General features: G+C 39.3%; 22 protein-coding genes, 1 other RNA gene and 1 other annotated feature. Of the genes, 20 read left to right on the top strand and 3 right to left on the bottom strand.

The features are described from left to right. Nucleotides 1-198 precede the first annotated feature (198 nt). The 7 genes from U9R83_RS23170 (at nucleotide 199) to yajC (ending at nucleotide 5410) form a co-directional block, all read left to right on the top strand. Entirely contained in the window at nucleotides 199-735 is a 537-nt protein-coding gene (locus U9R83_RS23170) for a BofC C-terminal domain-containing protein (protein WP_014458131.1), read from the top strand. A 297-nt stretch (nucleotides 736-1032) separates the two neighbouring features. Further along, nucleotides 1033-1644 (top strand): Holliday junction branch migration protein RuvA, encoded by a 612-nt coding sequence (gene ruvA / locus U9R83_RS23165; protein ID WP_013059321.1) that lies wholly within the window; start codon nucleotides 1033-1035, stop codon nucleotides 1642-1644. A 16-nt stretch (nucleotides 1645-1660) separates the two neighbouring features. Further along, on the top strand, nucleotides 1661-2662 hold the full coding sequence (ruvB, locus tag U9R83_RS23160; RefSeq protein ID WP_013085106.1) for a Holliday junction branch migration DNA helicase RuvB: 1002 nt from the start codon (nucleotides 1661-1663) through the stop codon (nucleotides 2660-2662). After that, nucleotides 2659-2859, top strand: a complete 201-nt coding sequence (locus U9R83_RS23155) for a DUF2905 domain-containing protein (protein ID WP_028411697.1) — start codon at nucleotides 2659-2661, stop codon at nucleotides 2857-2859. The genes ruvB and U9R83_RS23155 overlap by 4 nt, the downstream gene beginning before the upstream one ends. Nucleotides 2860-2882: 23 nt before the next feature. Beyond that, entirely contained in the window at nucleotides 2883-3911 is a 1029-nt protein-coding gene (gene queA, locus U9R83_RS23150; protein ID WP_042991871.1) for a tRNA preQ1(34) S-adenosylmethionine ribosyltransferase-isomerase QueA, read from the top strand. Nucleotides 3912-3934: 23 nt separating this feature from the next. Beyond that, complete coding sequence (tgt, locus tag U9R83_RS23145; protein WP_013059317.1) at nucleotides 3935-5074, top strand: tRNA guanosine(34) transglycosylase Tgt; 1140 nt, start codon at nucleotides 3935-3937, stop codon at nucleotides 5072-5074. A gap of 72 nt (nucleotides 5075-5146) precedes the next feature. Further along, a complete protein-coding gene (gene yajC / locus U9R83_RS23140) occupies nucleotides 5147-5410 on the top strand; it encodes a preprotein translocase subunit YajC (RefSeq protein ID WP_013059316.1) in 264 nt (87 codons plus the stop codon). A 35-nt stretch (nucleotides 5411-5445) separates the two neighbouring features. Here the strand turns inward: yajC and U9R83_RS23135 are convergent, their stop codons facing one another. Then, complete coding sequence (locus U9R83_RS23135; protein WP_014458132.1) at nucleotides 5446-5829, bottom strand: TIGR04086 family membrane protein; 384 nt, start codon at nucleotides 5827-5829, stop codon at nucleotides 5446-5448. A gap of 146 nt (nucleotides 5830-5975) precedes the next feature. Here U9R83_RS23135 and U9R83_RS23130 point away from each other — a divergent pair, with 146 nt between their 5' ends. Continuing rightward, nucleotides 5976-6629, top strand: coding sequence for a DUF421 domain-containing protein (locus U9R83_RS23130; RefSeq protein ID WP_405083506.1), 654 nt, complete (start codon nucleotides 5976-5978; stop codon nucleotides 6627-6629). Between the two features lie 20 nt (nucleotides 6630-6649). On the opposite strand, the gene spoVB is transcribed toward U9R83_RS23130, so the two are convergent. Next, a complete protein-coding gene (spoVB, locus tag U9R83_RS23125; protein WP_014458134.1) occupies nucleotides 6650-8260 on the bottom strand; it encodes a stage V sporulation protein B in 1611 nt (536 codons plus the stop codon). Nucleotides 8261-8324: 64 nt separating this feature from the next. Here spoVB and U9R83_RS23120 point away from each other — a divergent pair, with 64 nt between their 5' ends. From U9R83_RS23120 to dtd, 6 genes are all read left to right on the top strand, one after another. Beyond that, on the top strand, nucleotides 8325-8618 hold the full coding sequence (locus U9R83_RS23120) for a post-transcriptional regulator (RefSeq protein ID WP_025750585.1): 294 nt from the start codon (nucleotides 8325-8327) through the stop codon (nucleotides 8616-8618). Nucleotides 8619-8755: 137 nt separating this feature from the next. Then, nucleotides 8756-10993, top strand: coding sequence for a protein translocase subunit SecDF (gene secDF / locus U9R83_RS23115; RefSeq protein ID WP_014458136.1), 2238 nt, complete (start codon nucleotides 8756-8758; stop codon nucleotides 10991-10993). Nucleotides 10994-11133: 140 nt separating this feature from the next. Beyond that, on the top strand, nucleotides 11134-13476 hold the full coding sequence (recJ, locus tag U9R83_RS23110; protein WP_014458137.1) for a single-stranded-DNA-specific exonuclease RecJ: 2343 nt from the start codon (nucleotides 11134-11136) through the stop codon (nucleotides 13474-13476). A gap of 15 nt (nucleotides 13477-13491) precedes the next feature. Then, nucleotides 13492-14004 carry an adenine phosphoribosyltransferase gene (locus tag U9R83_RS23105; RefSeq protein ID WP_013059309.1) on the top strand — a complete coding sequence of 171 codons (513 nt, stop codon included), beginning with the start codon at nucleotides 13492-13494 and terminating at the stop codon, nucleotides 14002-14004. Between the two features lie 185 nt (nucleotides 14005-14189). Further along, entirely contained in the window at nucleotides 14190-16388 is a 2199-nt protein-coding gene (locus U9R83_RS23100) for a RelA/SpoT family protein (RefSeq protein WP_014458138.1), read from the top strand. Nucleotides 16389-16403: 15 nt separating this feature from the next. After that, entirely contained in the window at nucleotides 16404-16865 is a 462-nt protein-coding gene (dtd, locus tag U9R83_RS23095; protein ID WP_014458139.1) for a D-aminoacyl-tRNA deacylase, read from the top strand. Here dtd and U9R83_RS23090 read toward each other — a convergent pair. After that, entirely contained in the window at nucleotides 16856-17740 is an 885-nt protein-coding gene (locus U9R83_RS23090) for an N-acetylmuramoyl-L-alanine amidase (RefSeq protein ID WP_328575427.1), read from the bottom strand. The genes dtd and U9R83_RS23090 overlap by 10 nt on opposite strands. A 166-nt stretch (nucleotides 17741-17906) precedes the next feature. Here U9R83_RS23090 and U9R83_RS23085 point away from each other — a divergent pair, with 166 nt between their 5' ends. The 6 genes from U9R83_RS23085 (at nucleotide 17907) to U9R83_RS23060 (ending at nucleotide 24065) form a co-directional block, all read left to right on the top strand. Beyond that, on the top strand, nucleotides 17907-18083 hold the full coding sequence (locus U9R83_RS23085; RefSeq protein ID WP_013059305.1) for a hypothetical protein: 177 nt from the start codon (nucleotides 17907-17909) through the stop codon (nucleotides 18081-18083). Between the two features lie 87 nt (nucleotides 18084-18170). Next, nucleotides 18171-18403 (top strand) — a binding site (T-box leader). A 68-nt stretch (nucleotides 18404-18471) separates the two neighbouring features. Beyond that, nucleotides 18472-19740 carry a histidine--tRNA ligase gene (gene hisS / locus U9R83_RS23080; protein WP_014458141.1) on the top strand — a complete coding sequence of 423 codons (1269 nt, stop codon included), beginning with the start codon at nucleotides 18472-18474 and terminating at the stop codon, nucleotides 19738-19740. 12 nt (nucleotides 19741-19752) lie between these two features. Then, complete coding sequence (gene aspS, locus U9R83_RS23075) at nucleotides 19753-21531, top strand: aspartate--tRNA ligase (protein ID WP_013059303.1); 1779 nt, start codon at nucleotides 19753-19755, stop codon at nucleotides 21529-21531. Nucleotides 21532-21649: 118 nt separating this feature from the next. Further along, a non-coding RNA gene (gene ssrS / locus U9R83_RS23070) (6S RNA) lies at nucleotides 21650-21831 on the top strand. Between the two features lie 162 nt (nucleotides 21832-21993). Then, nucleotides 21994-22758, top strand: a complete 765-nt coding sequence (locus U9R83_RS23065; RefSeq protein WP_098626985.1) for a tRNA threonylcarbamoyladenosine dehydratase — start codon at nucleotides 21994-21996, stop codon at nucleotides 22756-22758. Nucleotides 22759-23180: 422 nt separating this feature from the next. Next, nucleotides 23181-24065 carry a phosphate ABC transporter substrate-binding protein PstS family protein gene (locus tag U9R83_RS23060; RefSeq protein ID WP_013059301.1) on the top strand — a complete coding sequence of 295 codons (885 nt, stop codon included), beginning with the start codon at nucleotides 23181-23183 and terminating at the stop codon, nucleotides 24063-24065. Nucleotides 24066-24142 lie beyond the last annotated feature (77 nt).

Raw genomic sequence — 24142 nt, 5'->3', positions numbered from 1 at the left:
TCAAGAGAAAATTTTACAAATAGTGTGCAAATGTAACAAATAATCCATGTTTTCTTAACATAATATCGTGAAAAGGATTTGCTTAATAAAATAAGAGGATAAAAGAAAATAAGTAGGTCAAACTATTAGTGTAGATTTTCACAAAACCTTTTTAGATAATACTAAAAAGAGTATGATTAACGTGTGAGGTGAAGGTGAGTGAAGAAAGTCATTCATCAAGCAGCTTTTTTAATGCTAGTAAGTATTGTGCTTTGTATAATGCCATACCGTGCAGATGCGAATGAAAAGGAGCCGATGACATTATTTCTTGAGCGCGTGTATGTGGATGGAGTCGTAAGTCAAGAGATGATCAAAAGCCCTTCTATGACGAAAAAACAATTAATGAAAAAATATAAAAATTGGCGACTGCTTAAAGAAACGGATCAAGAGCTAGTTTTTAGAACGAGCATAGACGATATTTCACCTATTTTAAAAGAGAACGGTTACGTAGGGCTTTCTGTTAACGGTATTCTCTCAGCATTTGAAGGCAAACCAGCTTCGTCGCAGCACATTATACAGTCGTTTTTTCAAATTGACATCAAAAGGCTTGAAAGCTATCAGCATGAACAATTAAAGAAAGGTATTCGCGTTCAATCAAAAGATGAATATCTTTCCCTCATTAATTTCTATAAAATCTATCAGCTCCAGCAGCGGCCGCTTTCAATCGAGCAGCCGTTTTTTAGTATGGTAAAATAATTATTGAATTCAACATTCTAAATTGCTTCTATTTGCTTTTGGCGGTATGTTAAAATGGTATTCAGCAGTCTAGTATTGTATATATTTTAAAAGGTCATTCATCAATACAAGTGGGCGGTTCTATTATTTACAGCTATTGTAAAAGTGGGTTGACAAAGATGAAAAGAGGCAAACGTTCTCTTGAACGTCTTTTTAAAAAGCAACTTTAAAGGAAAATAGAGAACGATGCGGGCAGGATTCTTCGTAGGCAAAGTTGAAGGTCACTGCCCGCGCGTACGTGATTAAGGAGAGAGCTTATTGTTTGATTATATCAAAGGCACTGTTACATATATAAATCCTGAGTATGTAGTAATCGAAAACAACGGGATAGGCTATCAAGTCTTTACGCCGAATCCATATGTATTTTCAATTGATGAACAACCAAAGACGGTTTACACCTATCAATATGTAAGAGAAGATGTAATTGCACTTTACGGGTTTGCTTCCCGAGAACAAAAGGATTTATTTATGAAGTTAATTAGCGTGTCAGGAATCGGCCCAAAAGGCGGTTTAGCTATTTTAGCGTCAGGTAATCCAGCGCAGGTTGTCCAAGCTGTGGAAGAGGAAGACGAGAAGTTTTTAGTTAAGTTTCCAGGAGTAGGTAAAAAAACAGCTCGACAGATGATTCTAGATTTAAAAGGAAAGCTGCATGATATTGTACCAGATGCCGTCCCTTCTTTATTTGCAGATTTGGACGCACAAGAAGTCAAATCTCAAAGTTCAGAAGCCCTCGATGAAGCGATTGAAGCACTTAAAGTATTAGGTTATGCAGAAAGAGAAATCAAAAAAATTGTTCCGGCTTTAATGAAGGAAACGATGACAACGGATCAGTATATTAAAGAAGCGCTAAAACGATTATTGAAACAATAAGTAAGGGAGGAGTAAAATGGACGATCGTATTGTAACGGGAGATGTTCTTGGTGAAGAAGAAATCATCGAGCAGAGTTTGCGGCCGCAAACCTTACAGCAGTATATTGGTCAGCATAAAGTAAAATCCCATCTGGACATTTTTATTAAAGCTGCCAAAATGCGAAGCGAAACGTTAGATCACGTGCTCTTATATGGTCCTCCAGGATTGGGGAAAACAACCCTTGCTACTATTATCGCTAATGAAATGGGCGTGCAAATCCGAACGACCTCAGGGCCAGCCATTGAGCGTCCAGGCGACTTAGCCGCAGTTTTAACCAGCTTAGAGCCTGGAGATGTGCTTTTTATTGATGAAATTCATCGATTAAATCGTTCGGTTGAAGAAGTACTATACCCAGCAATGGAAGATTTCTGTTTGGATATTGTTATTGGAAAAGGACCGAGTGCACGCTCCGTCCGTCTGGATTTGCCTCCGTTTACGCTAGTAGGTGCAACGACAAGAGCCGGGCTTTTATCTTCTCCTTTGCGTGATCGCTTCGGCGTTTTAAGCCGTTTAGAATATTACCAAGAAGAAGATCTTGCTTCGATAGTAGAAAGGACAGCCGCTATTTTAGATGTAGAGATTGATGAGAAAGCTACGTTTGAGATGGCTAGGCGTGCTAGGGGAACTCCGCGTATTGCGAATCGCTTGCTTCGAAGAGTCAGAGATTTTGCTCAGGTCAAAGGAGACGGAGCCATAACCGAAAGGCTTGCCAACGAAGCATTAGAAATGTTGCAGGTGGACCGTTTAGGTCTTGATCATATTGACCATAAATTATTAAGAGGGATTATCGAAAAATTTAGGGGCGGACCTGTAGGGTTAGACACAATATCGGCTACTATTGGTGAAGAGTCTCACACAATTGAAGACGTATACGAGCCGTATCTATTGCAAATCGGCTTTTTGCAGCGGACGCCGCGAGGACGAATTGTGACGCCTTTGGTTTATGGTCATTTTCAGCTGGAGGTGCCTGATCAGTGAATGATATGCCTAAGATGCTTATCACATTAGGGGGCATTTTAGTCGTCATTGGGCTGTTATGGCAGTTTGTTGGCAAGCTTCCTGGCGATATTTTTATCAAAAAAGGAAATACAACCTTTTATTTCCCGATTGTGACATGTATTCTAGTAAGCGTTGTGTTATCACTTATTTTTTATGTAATTGGCAGATTTAAATAATTAAGTAGAAACAGGTGAACATTTTGAAAGTAGATTTATTTGATTTTCATTTACCAGAAGAATTGATTGCGCAAACACCACTCGAGCAGCGAGATGCGTCAAGGCTCATGGTATTAAACAAAGAAACAGGAAGTGTGAAGCATCATATGTTTCATGACCTTCTTGATTATGTGCAAGCAGGAGATTGTTTAGTGTTAAACGACACGCGTGTTCTTCCTGCACGGTTATTTGGGACAAAAGAAGATACAGGTGCTAATATTGAAGTATTGCTTTTAAAACAAACACAAGGCGATACGTGGGAGACACTTGTAAAACCGGCTAAGCGAGTAAAAGAAGGCACGGTTATTTCGTTTGGTGACGGACGTCTGACAGCTGTATGTAAAGAAACGAGCGACCAAGGCGGACGTTTGTTAGAATTCAACTATGAAGGCATCTTTTATGAGGTTCTAGAACAACTGGGAGAAATGCCGCTGCCTCCTTATATTAAAGAGCGCTTGGATGATCAAGAACGCTACCAAACGGTTTTTGCTCGCGAACAAGGTTCTGCAGCAGCGCCAACAGCAGGTCTTCACTTTACAGAAGAGATGCTTGAACAGTTAAAAGAAAAAGGTGTGCATATTGCATTTTTAACGCTTCATGTTGGATTGGGTACATTCCGTCCAGTCAGCGTTGACGACTTAGAAGAGCATGATATGCACTCAGAGTTTTATCAAGTGAGTGAAGGAACCGCTGCTTTACTAAACAGCGTACGCGAAAAAGGCGGTCGCATTATTTCAGTAGGCACAACTTCTACCCGTACCCTTGAAACGATTGCGACTGAGCATAACGGCAAATTTGTTGCTTCTTCAGGCTGGACCAATATTTTTATCTTCCCGGGGTATGAATTTAAAGCAATTGATGGAATGATTACAAATTTCCATCTTCCAAAATCTACGCTCATTATGCTTGTAAGTGCCTTAGCAGGAAGAGAAAACGTCATTTCTGCCTATGAACAAGCTGTAGCAGAGAAGTATCGCTTTTTCAGCTTCGGCGACGCGATGCTAATTTTGTAATTTAACATGAAAGGAATACATCAATGACAGCAATTCGTTACGAACATATAAAAACTTGTAAACAAACAGGAGCGCGTTTAGGGATTGTCCATACGCCTCACGGCTCATTTGAAACGCCTATTTTCATGCCAGTAGGCACATTAGCTACAGTAAAAACAATGTCTCCGGAAGATTTAAAAGCAATGGGGGCAGGCATTATTTTAAGTAATACGTATCATTTATGGCTTCGTCCAGGTCATGAAATTGTTAAGAAAGCGGGAGGCCTTCATAAATTTATGAACTGGGATCGTCCCATCTTAACGGATTCAGGCGGCTTCCAAGTTTTTAGCTTAAGTGATTTGCGCCGTATTGAAGAAGAAGGCGTTCATTTCCGCAACCATTTGAATGGAGACAAGCTTTTCTTATCTCCAGAAAAAGCGATGGACATTCAAAATGCGCTTGGGTCTGATATTATGATGGCATTTGATGAATGCCCACCTTATCCAGCAGAATATGACTACTTAAAACGTTCAGTTGAACGCACAAGCCGCTGGGCAGAGCGATGCCTTGAGGCTCACAGCCGCCCTCAAGACCAAGGTCTTTTTGGGATTGTTCAAGGCGGAGAGTTTGAAGATTTACGCCGTCAAAGTGCAGCTGATTTAGTTTCAATGGACTTCCCAGGTTATGCTGTGGGAGGGCTGTCAGTTGGAGAACCAAAAGATGTAATGAATCGTGTGCTTGAGTTTACGACGCCATACTTACCAACTGACAAACCACGTTATTTAATGGGAGTAGGATCACCTGACTCGTTAATTGATGGAGCGATTCGCGGGATTGATATGTTTGATTGCGTATTACCAACGCGTATTGCACGTAACGGAACGCTTATGACAAGCGAAGGTCGTCTTGTTGTTAAAAATGCAAAATATGCAGAAGACTTCGGTCCGATTGATCCAAACTGTGACTGCTACACGTGTCAAAATTATTCAAGAGCGTATATTCGCCACTTAATTCGCTGTAATGAAACGTTTGGAATTCGTTTAACATCTTACCATAACTTATATTTTCTGCTAAACTTAATGGAGCAAGTCCGTGAAGCCATTCGCGAAGACCGACTTGGCGATTTCCGCGATGAGTTCTTTGAAAAATATGGGTTTAACGGCCCGGACGCAAAGAATTTCTAGGTCACTACAGGAATTTTCATCAAATTTATGAATGAGTACCTGTTGATAATATAAATAAAAGGAGGAGTTTTCATGGGTGTTTTACAAAATATTTGGCCATTACTTTTAATGTTTGTCATTTTCTATTTCTTGTTAATCCGTCCACAGCAAAAACGTCAAAAAAACGTACAGCAAATGCAATCAGCACTTAAAAAAGGTGATAAGGTTGTTACAATTGGCGGTATGCACGGTTTGGTAGACGCAATTGATGAGTCACAAGTTGTGGTTCGCAGCACTGACGGTTCAAAATTAACGTTTGACCGCAATGCTATTCGTGAAGTAAGAAGCGTAGATTAATAAAAAAACGTCACGTACATGTACGTGACGTTTTTTTATGCTTCTCGTGAACCGGCAATGTTTACGCCAACAATTCCCCCGAGAATAGCGACTCCAATAAATCCAGCGTGAAATAAAAGCTGCTGTGCAGAAAACAGGTGACTATAGCCGAGGAATTGTAGTAAAAACATTAAAAAAGAATAAGAAATACCAGTGGCTCCTCCAACAAGAAGTCCCTTTGAACCGTTTCGTCCTCCCGCGATAAATCCTCCGATAAACAGTGTAATAAATGAGAGAATAAGCAAAAATAAACGTACGGATTGTTCTTCAAGCGATGTGAATTTTAAAATAAGCGAAAAGATAATGCTAATCGCTAAGGCCATTACCAAGATTGTTGCTACTCCTGCAAATACAGCGTTGCTCATTCGTTTTGCACCCAACTTGTTTCCCCCTCATGAAATAAAAAGATAGGTGAACCCTTAGTACGAGCATATTCGGGATGACTTCAAAATAGACGCATAAAAGTAAGGCTATTTTAAAATAAATGGTACAAACTACAAGGGAATACATAAAGGAGGTCTTTGCAGTGGAACTATTGATCATGGTTGCGCGAACCGTTCTTTTATATGTAGTAGTTTTAATTATTTTTCGCGTTATGGGCAAAAGGGAAATAGGGGAGCTGAGCATATTGGATTTAGTGGTCTTTATTATGATTGCTGAAATGGCAGTAATGGCTATTGAAAATCCAAAAGATCCTTTGCTGCATTCAATTCTTCCGATGTTAACGCTTCTTATTATTCAAATCGGCTTAGCTATATGGTCTCTTAAAAGCAATCGAATGCGAAATTTTATTGATGGCAAACCTAGCATTATTATTGAAAATGGAAAAATAAACGAACATGAAATGAAAAGGCAGCGATATAACTTCAATGATTTGCTCGTGCAGCTGCGAGATAAAAATATAAAAAATGTAGCTGATGTTGAATTTGCCATTTTAGAATCTTCAGGAAGGCTATCCGTGTTTCAAAAAGATCAGCAATCAGGTGAAAAAGGCAATTTGAATTTGCCTTTTATCATTGACGGCGTTATTCAAGAAGAGCATCTGCTGCATGAACATAAAACAACGGAATGGTTAAGGACAGAACTGAAAAAACGTGGGTATTCAAACTTAGATAAAATTTCATATTGCAGCTATGACAATGGAAAGTTTTTTATAGATTTAGTAGATGTAAAACAATAAAACGCGGATTGCTCCGCGTTTTATTTTCGTTTAAAATAACGTAAAACAGAAAAACGGTTTAATTCTTCTTTTGTTATCAGTCTAAAAAGAAGCAAAAACAGGACATATACAAAGCTTGTCAGTGCAATTGATAAAACGGTTCGTAAGCTTAAAGGAATGGAAGTGAAAAGATTCATATAAGCGAAGTGTCCGATAAAACCTGATATTCCCATTACAGCAAAACTGCGAAGATACTCAAACACATGAAGCTTATACGTGATTTTTTTCATGACCGTAGACAGGTGTAAAAGAGTGACAAGCATCATTCCGACAACAATTGCAAGGCCAGCTCCCATAATGCCTAGATTGGGCTGAGTTGCGAGTAAGAAGATAAGAGATGTTTTGACCGCTGCTCCTATAAAACTGTTAATCATGGCGGCTTTTGCAAGGTCTAGTGCCTGCAAAACAGCTTGAAGCGGCCCTTGAAAGTAGTAAAAGATAAAAAAAGGCGCCATTACTTTGACAAAAATAGCAGCTTTGTCAGAACCGTACATCAATTCCATTACCGGATTAGCAAATACATAAAGAACAACAACGGCCAGTCCGCCTGTTACAAACGACAAGCGGAGAGCTTGATGAAGCCGATATTCGATTTGTTTCATTTGATTCTGTGCAAGAGATTCACTGATTGCGGGAACCAAAGAAGTGGACAGAGACACTGTTACAAAAGAAGGCAACATCAGGAGAGGGAGTGCAAAGCCTGTTAATTCTCCGTACTGCTTCGTTGCTACAGCTGTCGCTACTCCTGCAATTGCTAAACTTTGAGCTACTACAATCGGTTCTAAAAACCAAGAAACTGACCCAATCATGCGGCTTCCAGTCGTAGGAAGAGCGATTCGCATTAAGTCAAAGAACGTATCTTTGCCTGCATGTAAAGAAGCAAAAAATTTTCGTCTTACCGTTATTTTCTTCTTTCGCTTGAACATAAACACCATATAAAACAGTGAAGCTAGTTCTCCAAATACGGAAGAGAGCATAGCGCCAGCCGCAGCGTACTCAATTCCATAAGGCAAAAATGCTTTTGTACATACGGCAATTAACGTAATGCGCACCACTTGTTCGATAATTTGAGAATAAGCAGCAGGCTTCATTTGCTGCTTTCCTTGAAAATATCCGCGGATGACAGACGAGACGGCGATGATTGGAATAACTGGAATAATCGCAAGCAGCGGATAGATCGTACGTGAATCTGTAAAGAAGGTTTTTGCTACAACGGGAGCGAATAATATTAGTCCGAGCGTAAATAAAACGCTCAGCGTGCACGTAATACTTAAAGAGACGACAAGTATTTTTTTTATTTTATGCCTGTCACCTAAAGCTTCTGCTTCTGCCACTAACTTCGATATGGCAACCGGTAGCCCAAGCTGTGTTAAGGTGATTACTAATACCAGCGTGGGGACCGCCATCATATAAAGTCCCACACCTTCGTCTCCAATCATTCGAGCCACCACAATTCGATTGACAAACCCGAGTACACGTGTAATTAAGCCAGCAATTATTAAAATAATAGTTCCCTGTAAAAATTTAGACATATACTCACTGCTTTCTTGAGGTTTATACAGTGAATATATGCGCCCCCGGTGTCCAAGCATGACAAGTATTCCTCATACGAGAAAGAAATTTTACGCAAAATGTCAAACGGAAAGGAGGATCGATATGACACATCCATTTATTTCAGCTTCGAAAGAACTTATACAGCCTGTCTTATCCAGCAAAATGGAAGAATTTCATATGCTTGGATATGAAGAAGTAACGGAGAACGATTTATTGAGTTATTTAGAAATGAAAAAATGGAAAAAAGAAAAGGAGCTATCTCTCCATCAAGTTGTAAATGATATTTTATCTGTTAAGATCACGCAGGTGATGAGTTATGTAACAATTGAATCTTATAAATCTGATATGTTCTCAAGTGTTAATAATGGAGAAGACTGGAAAGAATTATTAAAGTAAAGCTTGTAAAATACATGTATTAAAATTTGATAAGGTCTTTATTTGACAGACATTAGGTTATGAATGATAATTAGATTGGTCATTTATCTATTGTTATCATTTCATGTTTTTTACATAAGAAGGAGGATTTTCTGTCGATGGTTAAAAGAGGACGTATCGTTGCCTTTTTCCTCTTAGTACTGCTTGTGTTTAGTACAATCGGAACAACGATGACTGGAATTACAAAAGATATTAAACTTGGCCTCGACCTTCAAGGTGGATTTGAAATTTTATATAAAGTCAGTCCAGCTAAAAAAGGCGATGTCATTGACAAAAAGGCACTTAACAGCACGGTTGAAGCGCTGCGTCAACGTGTCGATGTACTGGGAGTTAGTGAGCCCAGCATTCAAATTGAAGGAAACGACCGTATCCGCGTTCAGCTAGCTGGTGTCACGAATCAAAAGCAGGCCAGGGATCTGTTATCAACTCAAGCAAACTTAACGTTCCGTGACGTGAACGATAAGGTGCTGATGGATGGTACAGACTTAGCGCAAGGCGGAGCAAAGCAATCGTTTGACCAAAGCAATCAGCCTAGCGTCTCACTAAAGTTAAAAAATGCGAAAAAATTTGAAAAGATCACGCGAGAGCTTTCTCAAAAACCAGCACCTAACAATTTAATTGTCATTTGGCTGGATTATGAGGAAGGAAAAGACTCGTACCAAAAAGAAGCGACAAAACAAAATCCGAAGTATCTATCTGCAGCCTCTGTTAGCAGCGTGTTAACACAGCCAGATGTTGAGATTTCAGGTGGCAACTTCACAGTGAAAAGTGCAACGCAGCTGGCGGAATTGCTAAATGCCGGGTCGCTCCCGGTTAAATTAGATGAGCTATACTCTACATCCGTTGGAGCACAGTTTGGAGAAGAAGCTCTTCACACGACTATACTAGCGGGTATTATCGGGATTGGAGTTATATTCCTTTACATGCTGTTTTTCTATCGTTTACCGGGGCTTATTGCCGTTATTACACTCAGTTTTTATATCTACTTAAACTTAGTGGTATTTGACTGGATGCACGTGGTTATGACGCTTCCAGGTATTGCGGCTCTTATTCTCGGTGTAGGCATGGCAGTAGATGCGAATATCATTACCTACGAGCGGATTAAAGATGAACTAAAAACAGGAAGATCTGTTATATCGGCTTACCGGGCAGGGAATCGTCGTTCACTTGCGACCATTTTTGATGCCAATATTACAACGATGTTAGCGGCTCTTGTATTATTCTTTTATGGTCAAAGTTCAGTAAAAGGATTTGCCACAACGTTAATGATCGGGATTGTGCTAAGCTTTGTAACTGCTGTTTATGGTACTCGTTTACTAATGAGTCTTTTAGTAAACAGCCGCTGGTTTGATAAAAAACCAGGCTACTTTGGCGTGAAGAAAGAGCAAATTCACGATTTAAGCAAAGATGACGGCACAACCGTTTTACCTACAGCGTGGGATAAAATTGACTTTGTTAAATACCGTAAAGCATTTTTCACGTTCTCGAGCGTGCTCGTCATTATCGGCATTATCTCGGTTGCCGTATTCAGGCTGAACCTCGGTATCGACTTTACGAGCGGAACTCGCATAGAGATTCCGGCAAATCATACCGTTACGCAGGCTGAGATACAGCGCGAAATGAAGTCTCTTGATATCGAAACAGATGACGTAGTTATTACAGGAAAAAGTAATGATACGGGTGTCGTACGTGTAGTTGGGGTCTTGAATAAAAAAGAAATTGCCAATTTAAAAGATCACTTTAAAGATAAATACGGTTCTGAACCAAATGTAAGCACCGTTTCACCGACAGTTGGAAAAGAATTAGCGAAAAATGCAATGATGGCGATTGTAATTGCTTCAATCGGAATTATCATTTATGTAACGATTCGATTTGAGTTTTACATGGCGCTTGCAGCCGTGCTTGCTCTGTTGCATGATGCGTTCTTTATCGTGACGGTCTTCAGCTTAACGAAGTTAGAGGTTGATTTAACGTTTATTGCTGCTGTCTTGACGATTGTTGGTTACTCAATTAACGATACGATCGTTACGTTTGACCGCATTCGTGAAAATATGCAGAAATTTAAATCCAAAACGTTTGACGATTTGGCATTTATCGTAAATCTAAGCTTGCGTGAAACGTTTACTCGCTCAATGAACACCGTGTTAACAGTTGTAATTGCAGTTGTAGCACTTCTTCTATTCGGAAGTGAGTCAATTCAAAACTTCTCAATTGCCCTGTTAGTAGGCTTAATCCTTGGTGCATATTCATCTGTGTTTATTGCTGCTCAGCTATGGCTTGTGTGGAAAGGAAAACAGTTGAAGCGTGAGGAACAAAAAGAAGTAGAAAGCAAGTAATTCAAAAACGTGCGAAGTGTTCGCACGTTTTTTTGTGCGTGAAAATTCAAGCCGTACTGTCAGAAAAATGTGCTTATTTTCTTTCGTTGCTCCATTTCATCCACTCTAGTATAATAATGTGGGTTAAGGGGTGAAGAGACATGTTACAGTCAAAAAAACGTTGGAATGTTCAAGAATGTGATGAACAACTTGTTAATGAATTTGTAGAAAACCTCAATATTACACCTCTAGTAGCTTCGTTATTACTTAATAGAGGCATGACAACAGTAGAAGCGGCACGTGAGTTTTTACACGTTGATGCACAAACGTTCCACGATCCGTTTTTATTGCAAGATATGGACAAAGCAGTAGCTCGTATTCAGCAAGCAATTGATCATAATGAAAAAATTATGATCTATGGAGATTACGATGCTGACGGCGTCAGCAGCACTTCCGTTATGTTATCTGCTTTACAGCAGCTTGGCGCTGATGTTGATTTTTATATTCCTAATCGCTTTACAGAAGGTTATGGGCCGAATAAGGCAGCATTTGATAAAATAAGCGCAGGCGGCTATCAGCTGGTGATTACGGTAGACACAGGTATTTCGGCAGTCGAAGAAACTGCGTATGCACGTGAATTAAACTTTGATTTAATTATTACTGATCACCACGAGCCGGGGCCGGTTTTACCGGATGCTTATGCAATTATTCATCCAAAACTGCCGGGAAGTACATATCCATTTAAAGAACTGGCAGGTGTAGGAGTCGCTTTTAAACTCGCTCATGCGCTGTTAGGGGAGCTTCCGGAACATTTGTTAGAACTAGCAGTAATTGGGACGATTGCTGACTTGGTTCCTTTAGTCGACGAAAACCGCTTAATTGCTCGCAAAGGTCTTGACTATCTCAAGCTGACGAAGCGCACCGGAATTGAAGCGCTGCTGAGCGTATGTGGAGTAAAACGTGAAGAAATTAATGAGGATACAATCGGATTTGCAATGGCTCCTCGCATTAATGCAGTAGGACGTCTCCAAGATGCCGATCCAGCTGTTCATTTGCTTATGACGACAAATGCTGAAGAGGCAAAAGGTTTAGCTAAAGAAATTGATACGTTAAACAAGGAAAGGCAGCAAATCGTAAACGATATTACAGAAGAAGCCATTGAATTTGTCGAAGGTATGTATCCTCCGGATGAAAACAGCGTTCTTATTGTAGAGGGAGAAGGATGGAATGCAGGCGTTGTTGGAATTGTCGCTTCTAGGCTCGTAGAAAAGTTCTACAGACCAACAATTGTACTAAGTATTGACTCTGAAAACCGTATTGCCAAAGGTTCAGCAAGAAGTATCGAAGGCTTTGACTTATTCGCGAACTTATCTAAATGCCGTGACATTTTGCCGCATTTTGGAGGGCACCCAATGGCAGCCGGCATGACATTAAACAGCGATGATGTAGAAGAGCTGCGCAGACGTCTTAATGAACAAGCAAGCAACGTGTTAACCGAACAGGATTTTATTCCAATTACATCAGTTGATACAGTATGCACAACAGAGGAAATCACGCTGGAAAACATTGAACAAATGAGTGCGCTGGCTCCATTTGGTATGCATAACCCGAAGCCAAAAGTTCTCATTAAAGATGTTCATACAACATCTATGCGGAAAATTGGTGCTAATAAAAACCATTTAAAACTCGTATTTGAAGACAGCGGCGTATCGGTTGATGCAGTAGGATTTGGGTTAGGCTATATATTAGATGAAGTATCTCCTATAGCTAAAGTATCATTAGTAGGTGAACTATCTATTAATGAGTGGAACAATATGCGCAAGCCGCAGCTGATGGTGGAAGATATTTCTGTAGATGAATGGCAGATGTTTGATTATCGCAGTGCAGTTGATGTCAAACGTTTCTTTCAGCAGGTATTTACGGATCAAATGAAAGTTGTTGCTTTTCACGCTTCAACAATTGATAAATATAAGTCGCTGCTGCCGATGGAGCATGTTGTTCTTATTCAAAATGAAGAACAGGCAAAAGCGTGTATGTTTGCAGGAGAACAGATCGTTTTATTAGATTTGCCTCCTTCACAGAAGTGGCTTGAATGTTTGTTTGTTCAAGGTATCCCTTCTAGGATATACGCTATTTTCCTAACGGAAGAAGACCATTATTTTGATACAATCCCAACTCGCGATCATTTTAAATGGTTTTACGGCTTTTTAGCGAAAAAGGGTCCATTTGATTTAAAACGCTACAAAGAGGATTTAGCGATTCATAAGGGCTGGTCAAAAGAAACGATTGATTTTATGGCAAAGGTGTTTTTTGAGTTAGAATTTGTTACAATAAACAATGGCTTAATTTCGTTAGTGAAAAATTCTGCGAAACGTGATTTAATAGAATCTGCGACTTATCGCCAAAAACAGCAGCAGATTGAAATAGAAAAAAACTTTATTTATACGTCATATGTACAGCTTAAAAATCAATTTCAAGATATTTTTAAGCGTTCGATTGAATGAGGAGGCAACATTAGAATGAATTTTAAAGATTATATTACAATTGTACCTGACTGGCCAAAACCAGGTATTACATTTAAAGATATCTCAACATTAATGGATAACGGTGATGCATACCGTGCAGCAACGGATGAGATTGTAAAATATGCTAATGATAAACAAGTTGATATTATTGTAGGTCCGGAAGCTCGCGGATTTATTGTTGGTTGTCCAGTAGCATATGCGTTAGGTATCGGTTTTGCACCTGTTCGTAAAGAAGGAAAATTACCGCGTGAAGTAATCAAAGTAGATTATGGTTTAGAATACGGTAAAGACGTATTAACGATTCACAAAGATGCAATTAAGCCAGGTCAGCGCGTATTGATTACAGATGATTTATTAGCAACAGGCGGTACAATTGAAGCGACAATTAAGCTTGTCGAAGAATTAGGCGGAATTGTCGTTGGAGCTGCGTTCTTAATTGAACTTTCTTACCTTGATGGCCGTGACAAACTAGACGGTTACGATGTATTCACATTAATGACGTATTAAGAAGAACGATCACATAAAAAAGAGTACCTGATACAGGTGCTCTTTTTTCGTTAAAAAACGTTAATACGTAAAATGGAAATGATGTAAATTTCATAAATTAAACGCAAAGGCTTTACATCCTTGGATTTTTTCAAGATAATAGTTACAATATGAATTAAAAATGCTAGTTGATAAAAGGTGATTTCATGGCAAATGAGCAAGTCCTAACAGCGGAACAGGTCATTGACAATACGAAGCGGTATTTAAGTGAAGAAGATGTGGCTTTTGTACAAAAAGCATATGATTTTGCAAAAGAAGCTCACAAAGAACAATATCGCAAGTCGGGTGAACCATATATTATCCACCCGATTCAAGTCGCAGGAATTTTAGTTGATTTAGATATGGATCCAGCAACAATTGCAGCTGGATTTCTACATGATGTGGTTGAAGATACAGAGATAACATTAAAAGATTTAGAAAAAGCTTTTAACGAAGAAGTAGCAATGCTAGTAGACGGCGTAACGAAACTTGGAAAAATTAAATATAAGTCTAAAGAAGAGCAGCAGGCTGAGAATCACCGCAAAATGTTTGTAGCGATGGCTCAAGATATTCGAGTCATACTGATCAAACTTGCGGATCGCCTTCATAACATGCGTACGCTAAAGCATTTACCGCAGGAAAAGCAGCGACGCATTTCAAATGAAACGCTTGAAATTTTTGCTCCTCTTGCTCATCGTCTCGGTATTTCAAAAATTAAGTGGGAGCTTGAAGATACAGCTTTACGTTACTTAAATCCTCAGCAATATTATCGCATTGTAAATTTGATGAAGAAAAAGCGTGCGGAACGCGAGCAATATTTGGCTGAAGTGATTGATGAAGTTCGTGAGCAGGTAGATGAAGTGTCGATTAAAGTAGAAATTTCAGGACGTCCAAAACATATTTATTCCATCTATCGTAAAATGGCACTGCAAAACAAGCAGTTTAATGAAATTTACGATTTACTAGCTGTGCGCATTATTGTAAATAGCATTAAAGATTGCTATGCGGTGTTAGGAATTATCCATACGTGCTGGAAGCCAATGCCAGGGCGTTTCAAAGATTATATTGCGATGCCAAAACAAAATATGTACCAGTCTCTTCATACGACGGTTATCGGACCAAAAGGTGATCCGTTAGAAGTTCAAATTCGAACGTTTGACATGCACCAAATTGCTGAGTATGGGATTGCTGCTCACTGGGCTTACAAAGAAGGAAAAACAGCTGAGCATGCTTCGTTTGAAGAGAAGTTAACGTGGTTTAGAGAAATTTTAGAATTTCAAAATGATGCAAACGATGCAGAAGAGTTTATGGAATCTCTAAAAGTTGATTTATTTTCTGACATGGTTTACATCTTTACACCTAAAGGGGACGTCATTGAGCTTCCTTCGGGTTCTGTTCCAATTGATTTTTCCTATCGCATTCATTCTGAAATCGGAAATAAAACCATTGGAGCAAAAGTCAACGGCAAGATGGTTACGCTTGATTACCGTTTGAAAACGGGCGACATTATCGAAATTTTGACGTCTAAGCATTCATATGGTCCAAGCAAGGACTGGTTAAAGCTTGCTCAAACGTCTCAAGCAAAAAATAAAATTCGCCAATTCTTTAAAAAGCAAAGCCGCGATGAAAATATTGAAAAAGGCAAAGAGCTGGTTGAAAAAGAAATACGTCAAATGGAGTTTGACTTAAAAGAAGTATTAACAGCTGATAATATCAAACGAGTAGCGGAGAAGTTTAATTTCTCAAATGAAGATGATATGTATGCAGCTATTGGATATAACGGATTAACTGCGGCTCAAGTAGCTAATCGTTTAACGGAGAAGTGGAGAAAACAGCGCGATCAAGAACAAGAGATCCAAATTGATGATATTGCACGCGACACTGCAGCTAAGCGTGTTCGCCAGCATAAACGAAAAGATTCCGGAGTTATCGTACCGGGTGTAGAGAATATGCTGATTCGCTTGTCTAAATGCTGTAATCCAGTTCCCGGAGATGAGATTGTTGGTTTTATTACCAAGGGGCGGGGAGTATCTGTTCATAGAGCAGATTGTTTAAATGTTCACACAGATGATGCTGAAAGCCGCCTTATTCCTGTAGAGTGGGAAACACATATTAAAGAAGGCAAAGAGTTTAACGTGGAAATTGAAATTTCTGGATACGACCGCAGAGGCTTACTAAATGAAGTTCTGCAGGTTGTAAACGAGACTAAAACGAATATATCAGCCGTGTCAGGAAAATCGGACCGAAACAAAATGGCTACGATTCATATGTCAATTTCTATTCATAACATCAGTCATCTTCATAAAGTGGTTGAGCGCATTAAGCAGCTTAGAGACATTTATTCAGTTCGCCGAATTATGCATTAAGAAAGGTCGTTATACATGAGAGTAGTCGTACAAAGAGCAAAGAATGCAAAAGTAACTGTTGCAGGTGAGACGGTCGGTGAGATTAAGCATGGGTATATGCTTTTAGTGGGTATTACCCATGACGATACTGAAGCTGATGCAGAGTATGTGGCGGACAAAATTGTAAATTTGCGAGTGTTTGAAGATGAGTCTGGCAAAATGAATTTATCGCTTCTAGATGTAGAAGGGGAAATTTTATCGGTATCTCAATTTACGCTGTACGGAGATTGCCGCAAAGGCAGAAGACCAAACTTTATGGGAGCTGCTAGGCCAGATCATGCTGTAACGATTTACAATTACTTTAATAAAGTATTATCAGAAAAAAATATTCGAGTAGAAACCGGCGCATTTGGCGAAATGATGGACGTATCATTTACGAATGACGGACCGGTCACACTTATTGTAGAAAGCAAAGAAAAAACGCAGGCTCACAGATGAGCCTGCGTTTTTTCTTTTTCTTGAAAGTAGTGATTTAGTCCTTCAGCGATAGCGGACGTAATCATTTGCTGATAACTGATGGAATTAATATACGTTTCTTCCCGTTCGTTGCTTAAAAAGCCCAGTTCAATTAATGTACTCGGACGTGTATTTTCGCGAAGAACATAATAGTTTCCAAAACGTTCTCCTTTGTCTTTCAATTTTGCATGATTAATAAGGGACTGATGAATAGAATGTGTGAGTGGACTGTCCTGATGCTGATGGTAATAATACGTCATAAGGCCAGTTAGCTGTGAGCTGTTCGTACTGTTGTAGTGAATGCTTATAAAGGCATCAGCTTTAGTCGATTGCAGCGTGCGCTGTGAAAGTAGAAGGTACTCATCATGGGTGCGGGTTAAAATGACGTGTGCGCCTTCTTTTTGAAGTTTGTTTTGTAAAATAAGTGCTGTTCGGAGAGTGAGGTCTTTTTCATATGTGCCCTGTGTGCCGATGGCTCCTTTGTCTTTTCCTCCATGGCCTGCATCAATAATAATTGTTTTGCCCTTTAGGTGCCGGAAGCTTTTACTCAGCGTATAAACAGGCTGGCGCTGCGCTACCTGCATGCTAGGCTGAACGCTGCGGAGCGCTACGGTTTTCGTGAATTTTTTAAACACCCAGCCTTGAATATCCGAGCTTTCTACATAGTACCAGTCTCCTTGAAGGTCTGAAACGGATAGTTTTGTATTCTTCGTCAATTTATTTGTAATTGAAAATGAACGTCCTGGACCGCTCCGTACATGAAGAGAGTCAGCTGTTACAATAATGGGGTGATGCAACGGTACGTTTGGGCGCTCAAATGAGGAAGAGCACAGTAACAAAAGGATACTTGCAGCCAAAACAGATACAGACTTCATGTTTAGATAGCGAATAGATAGACCTCCTTTTTATAACAAAATAGAGTATTCGATGAAAATAAAAAAAATCCTTTCTCTTATGTAAAAACATCTTTTTTGGGCAATGCTAATAAAAGGATAAGTAAGTGTAGGCAGGGAGGAAGAAACGATGAAGTTTAGTGAAAAAGGTGAACAATCATTTCAGCAGGTAAATCCGGTATTTGGCATTCATTTTCATGATTTTATTGACAGAGAAAGTGAAGCTTCATCCCTTGAATTGGCTTCTGAATTTGGTTTAACGCTTCGAGATATTCAGAAACTAAGAAAACAATTAGACCGCTCTTAACATGAAAGGTGCTTGACAACTGCTCATTTCATTCGTAATATAGAAAGCAATTGCTAAATTAAAATGAATGTATAACATTTTTATATTGATAAGCCAAAGATCGAGAAAAGTAGTAAAGATGACACATGGCTAGAGAGGAAATGTCTTAGGCTGAAAGCATTTCTACATGATGACTTTATGAAAGAACACTCAGGAGGCTTCACTCTGAAAAGGGAAACTTAGTAGGAGATGAACGTGTTCGTGCGTTAACGAAATGAGTGGAAACATGTCATATGTTTCAATTAGGGTGGTACCACGTGAGATTAACTCTCGTCCCTACTATGGAAAAATAGTAGAGGCGAGAGTTTTTTTGTATTGTAAATTTTAAATATAGGAGGCATATCACGTTATGTCAGTTCAAATACCTAGAGGCACACAAGATATTTTACCGGGCAAAGTAGAATATTGGCAGTTTGTTGAACAGCGAGCAAGAGAAATCTGCCGTGCGTTCAACTACCAAGAAATTCGTACACCAATGTTTGAACACACTGAATTATTTTTGCGCGGAGTGGGAGAAACAACAGATATCGTGCAAAAAGAAATGTACACATTTAAAGATCGAGGTGACCGCAGCTTAACGCTTCGCCCAGAAGGAACAGCTGCAGTTGGACGATCATTTGTTTCAAATAAAATGTTTGGAAATCCAACGCAGCCAACCAAGCTGTTTTATATCGGTCCTATGTTTCGCTATGAACGACCTCAAGCGGGACGTTTCCGTCAATTCGTTCAGTTTGGCGTAGAAGCATTAGGGGTAAATGATCCAGCTATTGATGCTGAAGTTCTTGCCCTGTTAATGAGCTTTTACCAATCGCTTGGATTGAAAAAATTAAAGTTGGTTGTTAACAGTTTGGGAGATACAGAAAGTCGTCAAGCTCACCGTCAAGCGCTTATTGACCACTTTGCACCTCGCATTGGAGAGTTTTGCAGCGACTGCCAAAGCAGATTGGAGAAAAATCCTCTTCGTATTTTAGACTGTAAAAAAGATCGTGACCATGAACTGATGGCTACAGCGCCGTCTATTCTTGATTATTTAAACGACTATTCAAAAGAATATTTTGAAAAAGTACAGCAGTACTTAACCGATTTAGACATTGACTATGTTGTAGATCCGACGCTAGTACGCGGGTTAGATTATTATAATCACACAGCATTTGAACTAATGAGTGAAGCAGAAGGATTTGGCGCCATTACAACTCTTTGTGGCGGAGGCCGTTATAATGGGCTGATTCAAGAAATAGGCGGACCTGAAACACCAGGTATCGGATTCGCTTTAAGTATCGAACGTTTATTATCAGCATTGGAAGCAGAAGGAATTGAGCTGCCGGTAGAAACAGGCGTAGATTGCTATGTAGTAACCATGGGCGATGAAGCAAAAGAAAAATCCGTTTCAATTGTAAATACGCTTCGACGTGCAGGCTTTGTAGCCGATAAAGATTATCAAGATAAAAAAATGAAAGCTCAGTTCAAAGCAGCTGATCGTGTACAAGCAAAATTTGTTGTTGTTCTAGGTGAAGATGAGCTAGCAAAACAAGTTGTAAACGTAAAGAATATGGAATCTGGCGAACAGCAAGAAGTATCAATTGATCAATTGGTCGGCTATTTGCAAGAACAAGTATAAGGGGGAACCATGATGACAAAACGTTCATACTACTGTGGAGATGTAACAGAACAAGCAACAGGTGAAACAGTTCTATTAAAAGGATGGGTTCAAAAACGCCGTGATTTAGGAGGATTAATCTTTATTGATTTACGCGACCGCGGCGGAGTTGTACAGGTTGTATTTAATCCTGAAAAATCTGCTGAAGCGCTAAAGATTGCTGAAGATGTACGTAATGAATTCGTACTGGAAGTGCAAGGAACTGTTGTAGCTCGTGAAGAGGGAACCGTTAACCCGAACTTGAAAACTGGTAAAATTGAAGTTCACGCTGAGCAGATTACGGTATTAAACAAAGCCAAAACACCTCCTTTTGCTATTGCGGATCAAACGGAAGTATCAGAAGATGTTCGATTAAAATATCGTTATTTAGACCTTCGACGTTCTGAAATGTTTAACACGCTTAAAATGCGTAATGACATTACAAAAACAATTCGTGACTTCTTAGACCAAAATGACTTTTTAGATGTTGAAACACCTATTCTAACGAAAAGTACGCCAGAAGGCGCACGTGATTATCTTGTGCCAAGCCGCGTGCACGAAGGAGAGTTTTATGCTCTTCCTCAATCACCGCAAATCTTTAAGCAGCTGCTAATGGTAAGCGGAGTTGAGCGGTACTATCAAATTGCTCGCTGCTTCCGCGATGAGGACTTGCGTGCAGATCGTCAGCCTGAATTTACTCAAATCGATATTGAAACATCATTTTTATCTCAAGAGGACATCATGACAATGACGGAAGAAATGATGTCTAAAGTAATGAAGCGTGTAAAAGATTTAGATGTAACGACGCCTTTCCCGCGCATGTCATATGATGAAGCGATGAGCCGCTACGGTTCAGACAAGCCGGATACACGTTTTGAAATGGAGCTAGTCAACTTATCAGAGCTTGTGAAAGACTGCGGGTTCAAAGTGTTTAGCGCAGCAGTTGAAAACGGCGGAGAAGTAAAAGCGATTAATGTAAAAGGTGCCGCTTCTAGCTATTCACGTAAAGATATCGATGCTCTAACAGAGTTCGTGAAAATTTACGGTGCTAAAGGGTTAGCATGGCTGAAAGTTGAAGCTGACGGCTTAAAAGGACCGATTGCAAAATTCTTCAATGAAGATGAGCAAAAGCAATTTGCTGAAGCTCTTCAAACGGAAGAAGGAGATTTACTTTTATTTGTAGCTGATAAAAAGTCAGTTGTAGCAGATGCACTTGGCGCTCTTCGTCTAAAGCTTGCAAAAGAACAAGGAATTATTGATGAAACGAAATTTAACTTCCTATGGGTAACAGATTGGCCTCTTCTTGAGCATGACGAAGAAGACAACCGTTACTACGCAGCTCATCATCCATTCACAATGCCAGTTCGTGAAGATTTACCAATGTTAGAAAGCGATCCTGGACAAGTCCGTGCACAAGCATATGACTTAGTATTGAATGGTTACGAACTTGGAGGAGGATCTTTACGTATTTACGAGCGTGATATTCAAGAAAAAATGTTTAAAACGCTTGGATTTACATTAGAAGAAGCATATGAGCAGTTCGGTTTCTTACTTGAAGCATTTGAATACGGTACTCCTCCTCACGGCGGAATTGCCTTAGGCCTTGACCGTTTGGTTATGCTTTTAGCAGGACGCACAAACTTGCGCGATACAATTGCCTTCCCTAAAACAGCAAGTGCAAGCTGTCTATTAACAAACGCACCTGGTGAAGTAAGTGAGGCGCAATTAGACGAGCTTCATTTGCAGGTAAAAAAGCAAAAAACAGAAGCGTAATCGATTGAACCGTCTGTTAAATCGAGCCTGTCACTGGAACATGACAGGCTCGATTTTTTTGTTTTACTTATTAATTGCAAAGTGATTTTTTCTGTGATAAGATACTTTCAAGAACTAAATAGTCCTGATGTGTTCGTCCTTAATCCAGTTTTGACCGAACAATTTTTTGCTTGGGAGCTCGGAGTTTTTAACGAGCGTACATGCCCCATCTCGGGGACTTACAATGGTTAAAGCAGAGCACCCACCTGCCGAGAGCGGGTTCAAAACGAAGGCACTCGAGACGGCACGATCGGGACTAGCATACATATAAGAAATCCTCTATGTAGTTATTTGCATAGAGTTTTTTTATGGATAAATAACGAATGCTCATGTTCGTTTTGCTAAAAATATGGTATAGTCAATTTCGTTGTTTATTTGAATTAATCATACACGTTGGTGTATTTAATAGAGGAGTGTTTTAACATGTTGCATCAGTTTTCGCGTAATGAACTGGCGATAGGAAAAGAAGGGCTAGCTACTTTAAAAGGCAGCACCGTTGCTATTTTAGGGATAGGAGGAGTAGGGTCATTTTCTGCTGAGGCTTTGGCTCGGTCAGGAGTAGGGCGTTTAATTCTTGTAGATAAAGACGATGTTGATATTACAAACGTAAATCGTCAAATTCACGCGCTGCTTTCTACGGTAGGTCAGCCCAAGACAGAATTAATGAAAAAGCGTATTTTGGATATTAACCCAGACTGTGACGTCGTTTCTCTTCAAATGTTTTATACGGAAGAAACGTATGAAGAGTTCTTTAGTTACAAACCGGACTTTGTAGTGGATGCATCCGATACGATTTCGTATAAAATTCATTTAATGAAAGAATGTTTAAAACGTGATATTCCGATTATTTCAAGTATGGGTGCTGCGAATAAAATGGATCCAACACGTTTTAAAATTGCAGACATTTCAAAGACACATACAGATCCGATTGCAAAAGTGGTTCGTACTCGTCTGCGTAAAGAAGGAATTCGCAAAGGAATTAACGTCGTTTTTTCTGATGAGCGTCCAATCGTTATTCGCGAAGAAGTTCGCAAAGAAGTAGGAAACGATCAAGCGCAAATTCGAAAAGCGAAAATGCCCCCATCTTCTAATGCTTTTGTTCCATCTGTAGCAGGATTAATTATGGGCGGTCATGTTATCAATGAATTATTAAGTGATATTAAAATTCGCCGCGTAGGTGATCAATAAAAAGAAGGCTATCGCAGCCTTCTTTTTTTTATGGAAATATCTGTTCTATTTATGCTTTGGATGGAATCTTCTGTTTGATATGTATAAAAAGTACTAATAAATTGAAAAATATGGCTTGAAGGTGGATTTACACTGTATTAAAAAAAGAGATTTATGTAAATTTATTTAACGATTTATTTACATAAAATTTACGTTTTGGCTTTCTTTCTTTTGTATCTTCTACAGTAATATTCAGAAAGTCTTATATATCAAGGGTTTTGATAGAAATAAGAAAAAATAAACCCCAAATAAGTAAGTTTACAGTAACTTAAAATTCACTTCATATAAAGACAACAATCTACTCGTATAATGTGTCTTGTACCTGTTGTTCGAGTACAAAGGACTAGTACTAATTACACATATATTTATTGGAGGGTAATGTAATGAAAACAAAGGGTTTTAAAGTAACATTAGCAGCTTTTTTAATGGTAGGAGCACTAGCAGCATGTGGTAAAGACGGAGCAAGCAACGACAGTGGTTCGGGCAGCAAAGAAGAAGTGTCAGGTACGTTAACAGCGGCGGGATCTACAGCTTTACAACCACTTGCAGAAGAAGCAGCGAATGGAATTACGGAAAAATATCCAAACCTTTCAGTAACGGTACAAGGTGGAGGTAGTGGAACTGGTGTTAACCAAGTAGCATCAGGAGCAGTTGACATTGGAAACTCTGACGTTCCAGCAGCCGATAAAATCGAAGATAAATCAAAAGCAGATAAACTTGTCGATACGAAAGTAGCGGGCATTGGGTTCGCACTTGTTGTAAATAAAGATGTAAAAGTAGAATCGTTAACAAAAGAGCAAATTCAAAAGATTTTCTCTGGCGAAATTAAAAACTGGAAAGAAGTTGGCGGAAACGACGAAAAAATTAACGTAATCAACCGTCCAGCATCATCTGGTACACGTGCTACATTCGAGAAAACATTAATGGGTGACGCAAAAGTAAATGACAGCGTTGGTACAGCTCAAGATTCAAACGGAGCGGTTGAGCAATCAGTAAATTCAACGCCAGGAGCAGTAAGTTACCTTGCTATGTCGTATTTAATTGGCGATAAAAAAGAAAGTTTAAAAATGCTTAATATTGATGGTGTGGAGCCAACAACAGAAAACATTGTTTCTAAAAAATATCCGTTCTGGTCTTATGAGTACATGATTACAAACGGTGAGCCAAAAGATGGTGCAAAAGAGTACATTGACTATGTAGCTGGTAAAGATTTTGCTAAGCAAGTAGAAGATATGGGCTATATCCCAATGACTGAATTCAAAAAATAAGAGTGTTTTTAAAAAGAATAGGGCTGACTAACACAGTCAGTCTTATTCTATTTGAATGTTAATAAAGTATATAGCGA

This window comes from Priestia sp. LL-8, from assembly GCF_036227845.1.
Classification (GTDB): Bacteria; Bacillota; Bacilli; order Bacillales; family Bacillaceae_H; genus Priestia; species Priestia zanthoxyli.
The sequence above is the reverse complement of the archived record's forward strand: the minus strand, read 5'-3'. Positions and strand labels throughout refer to the sequence as shown.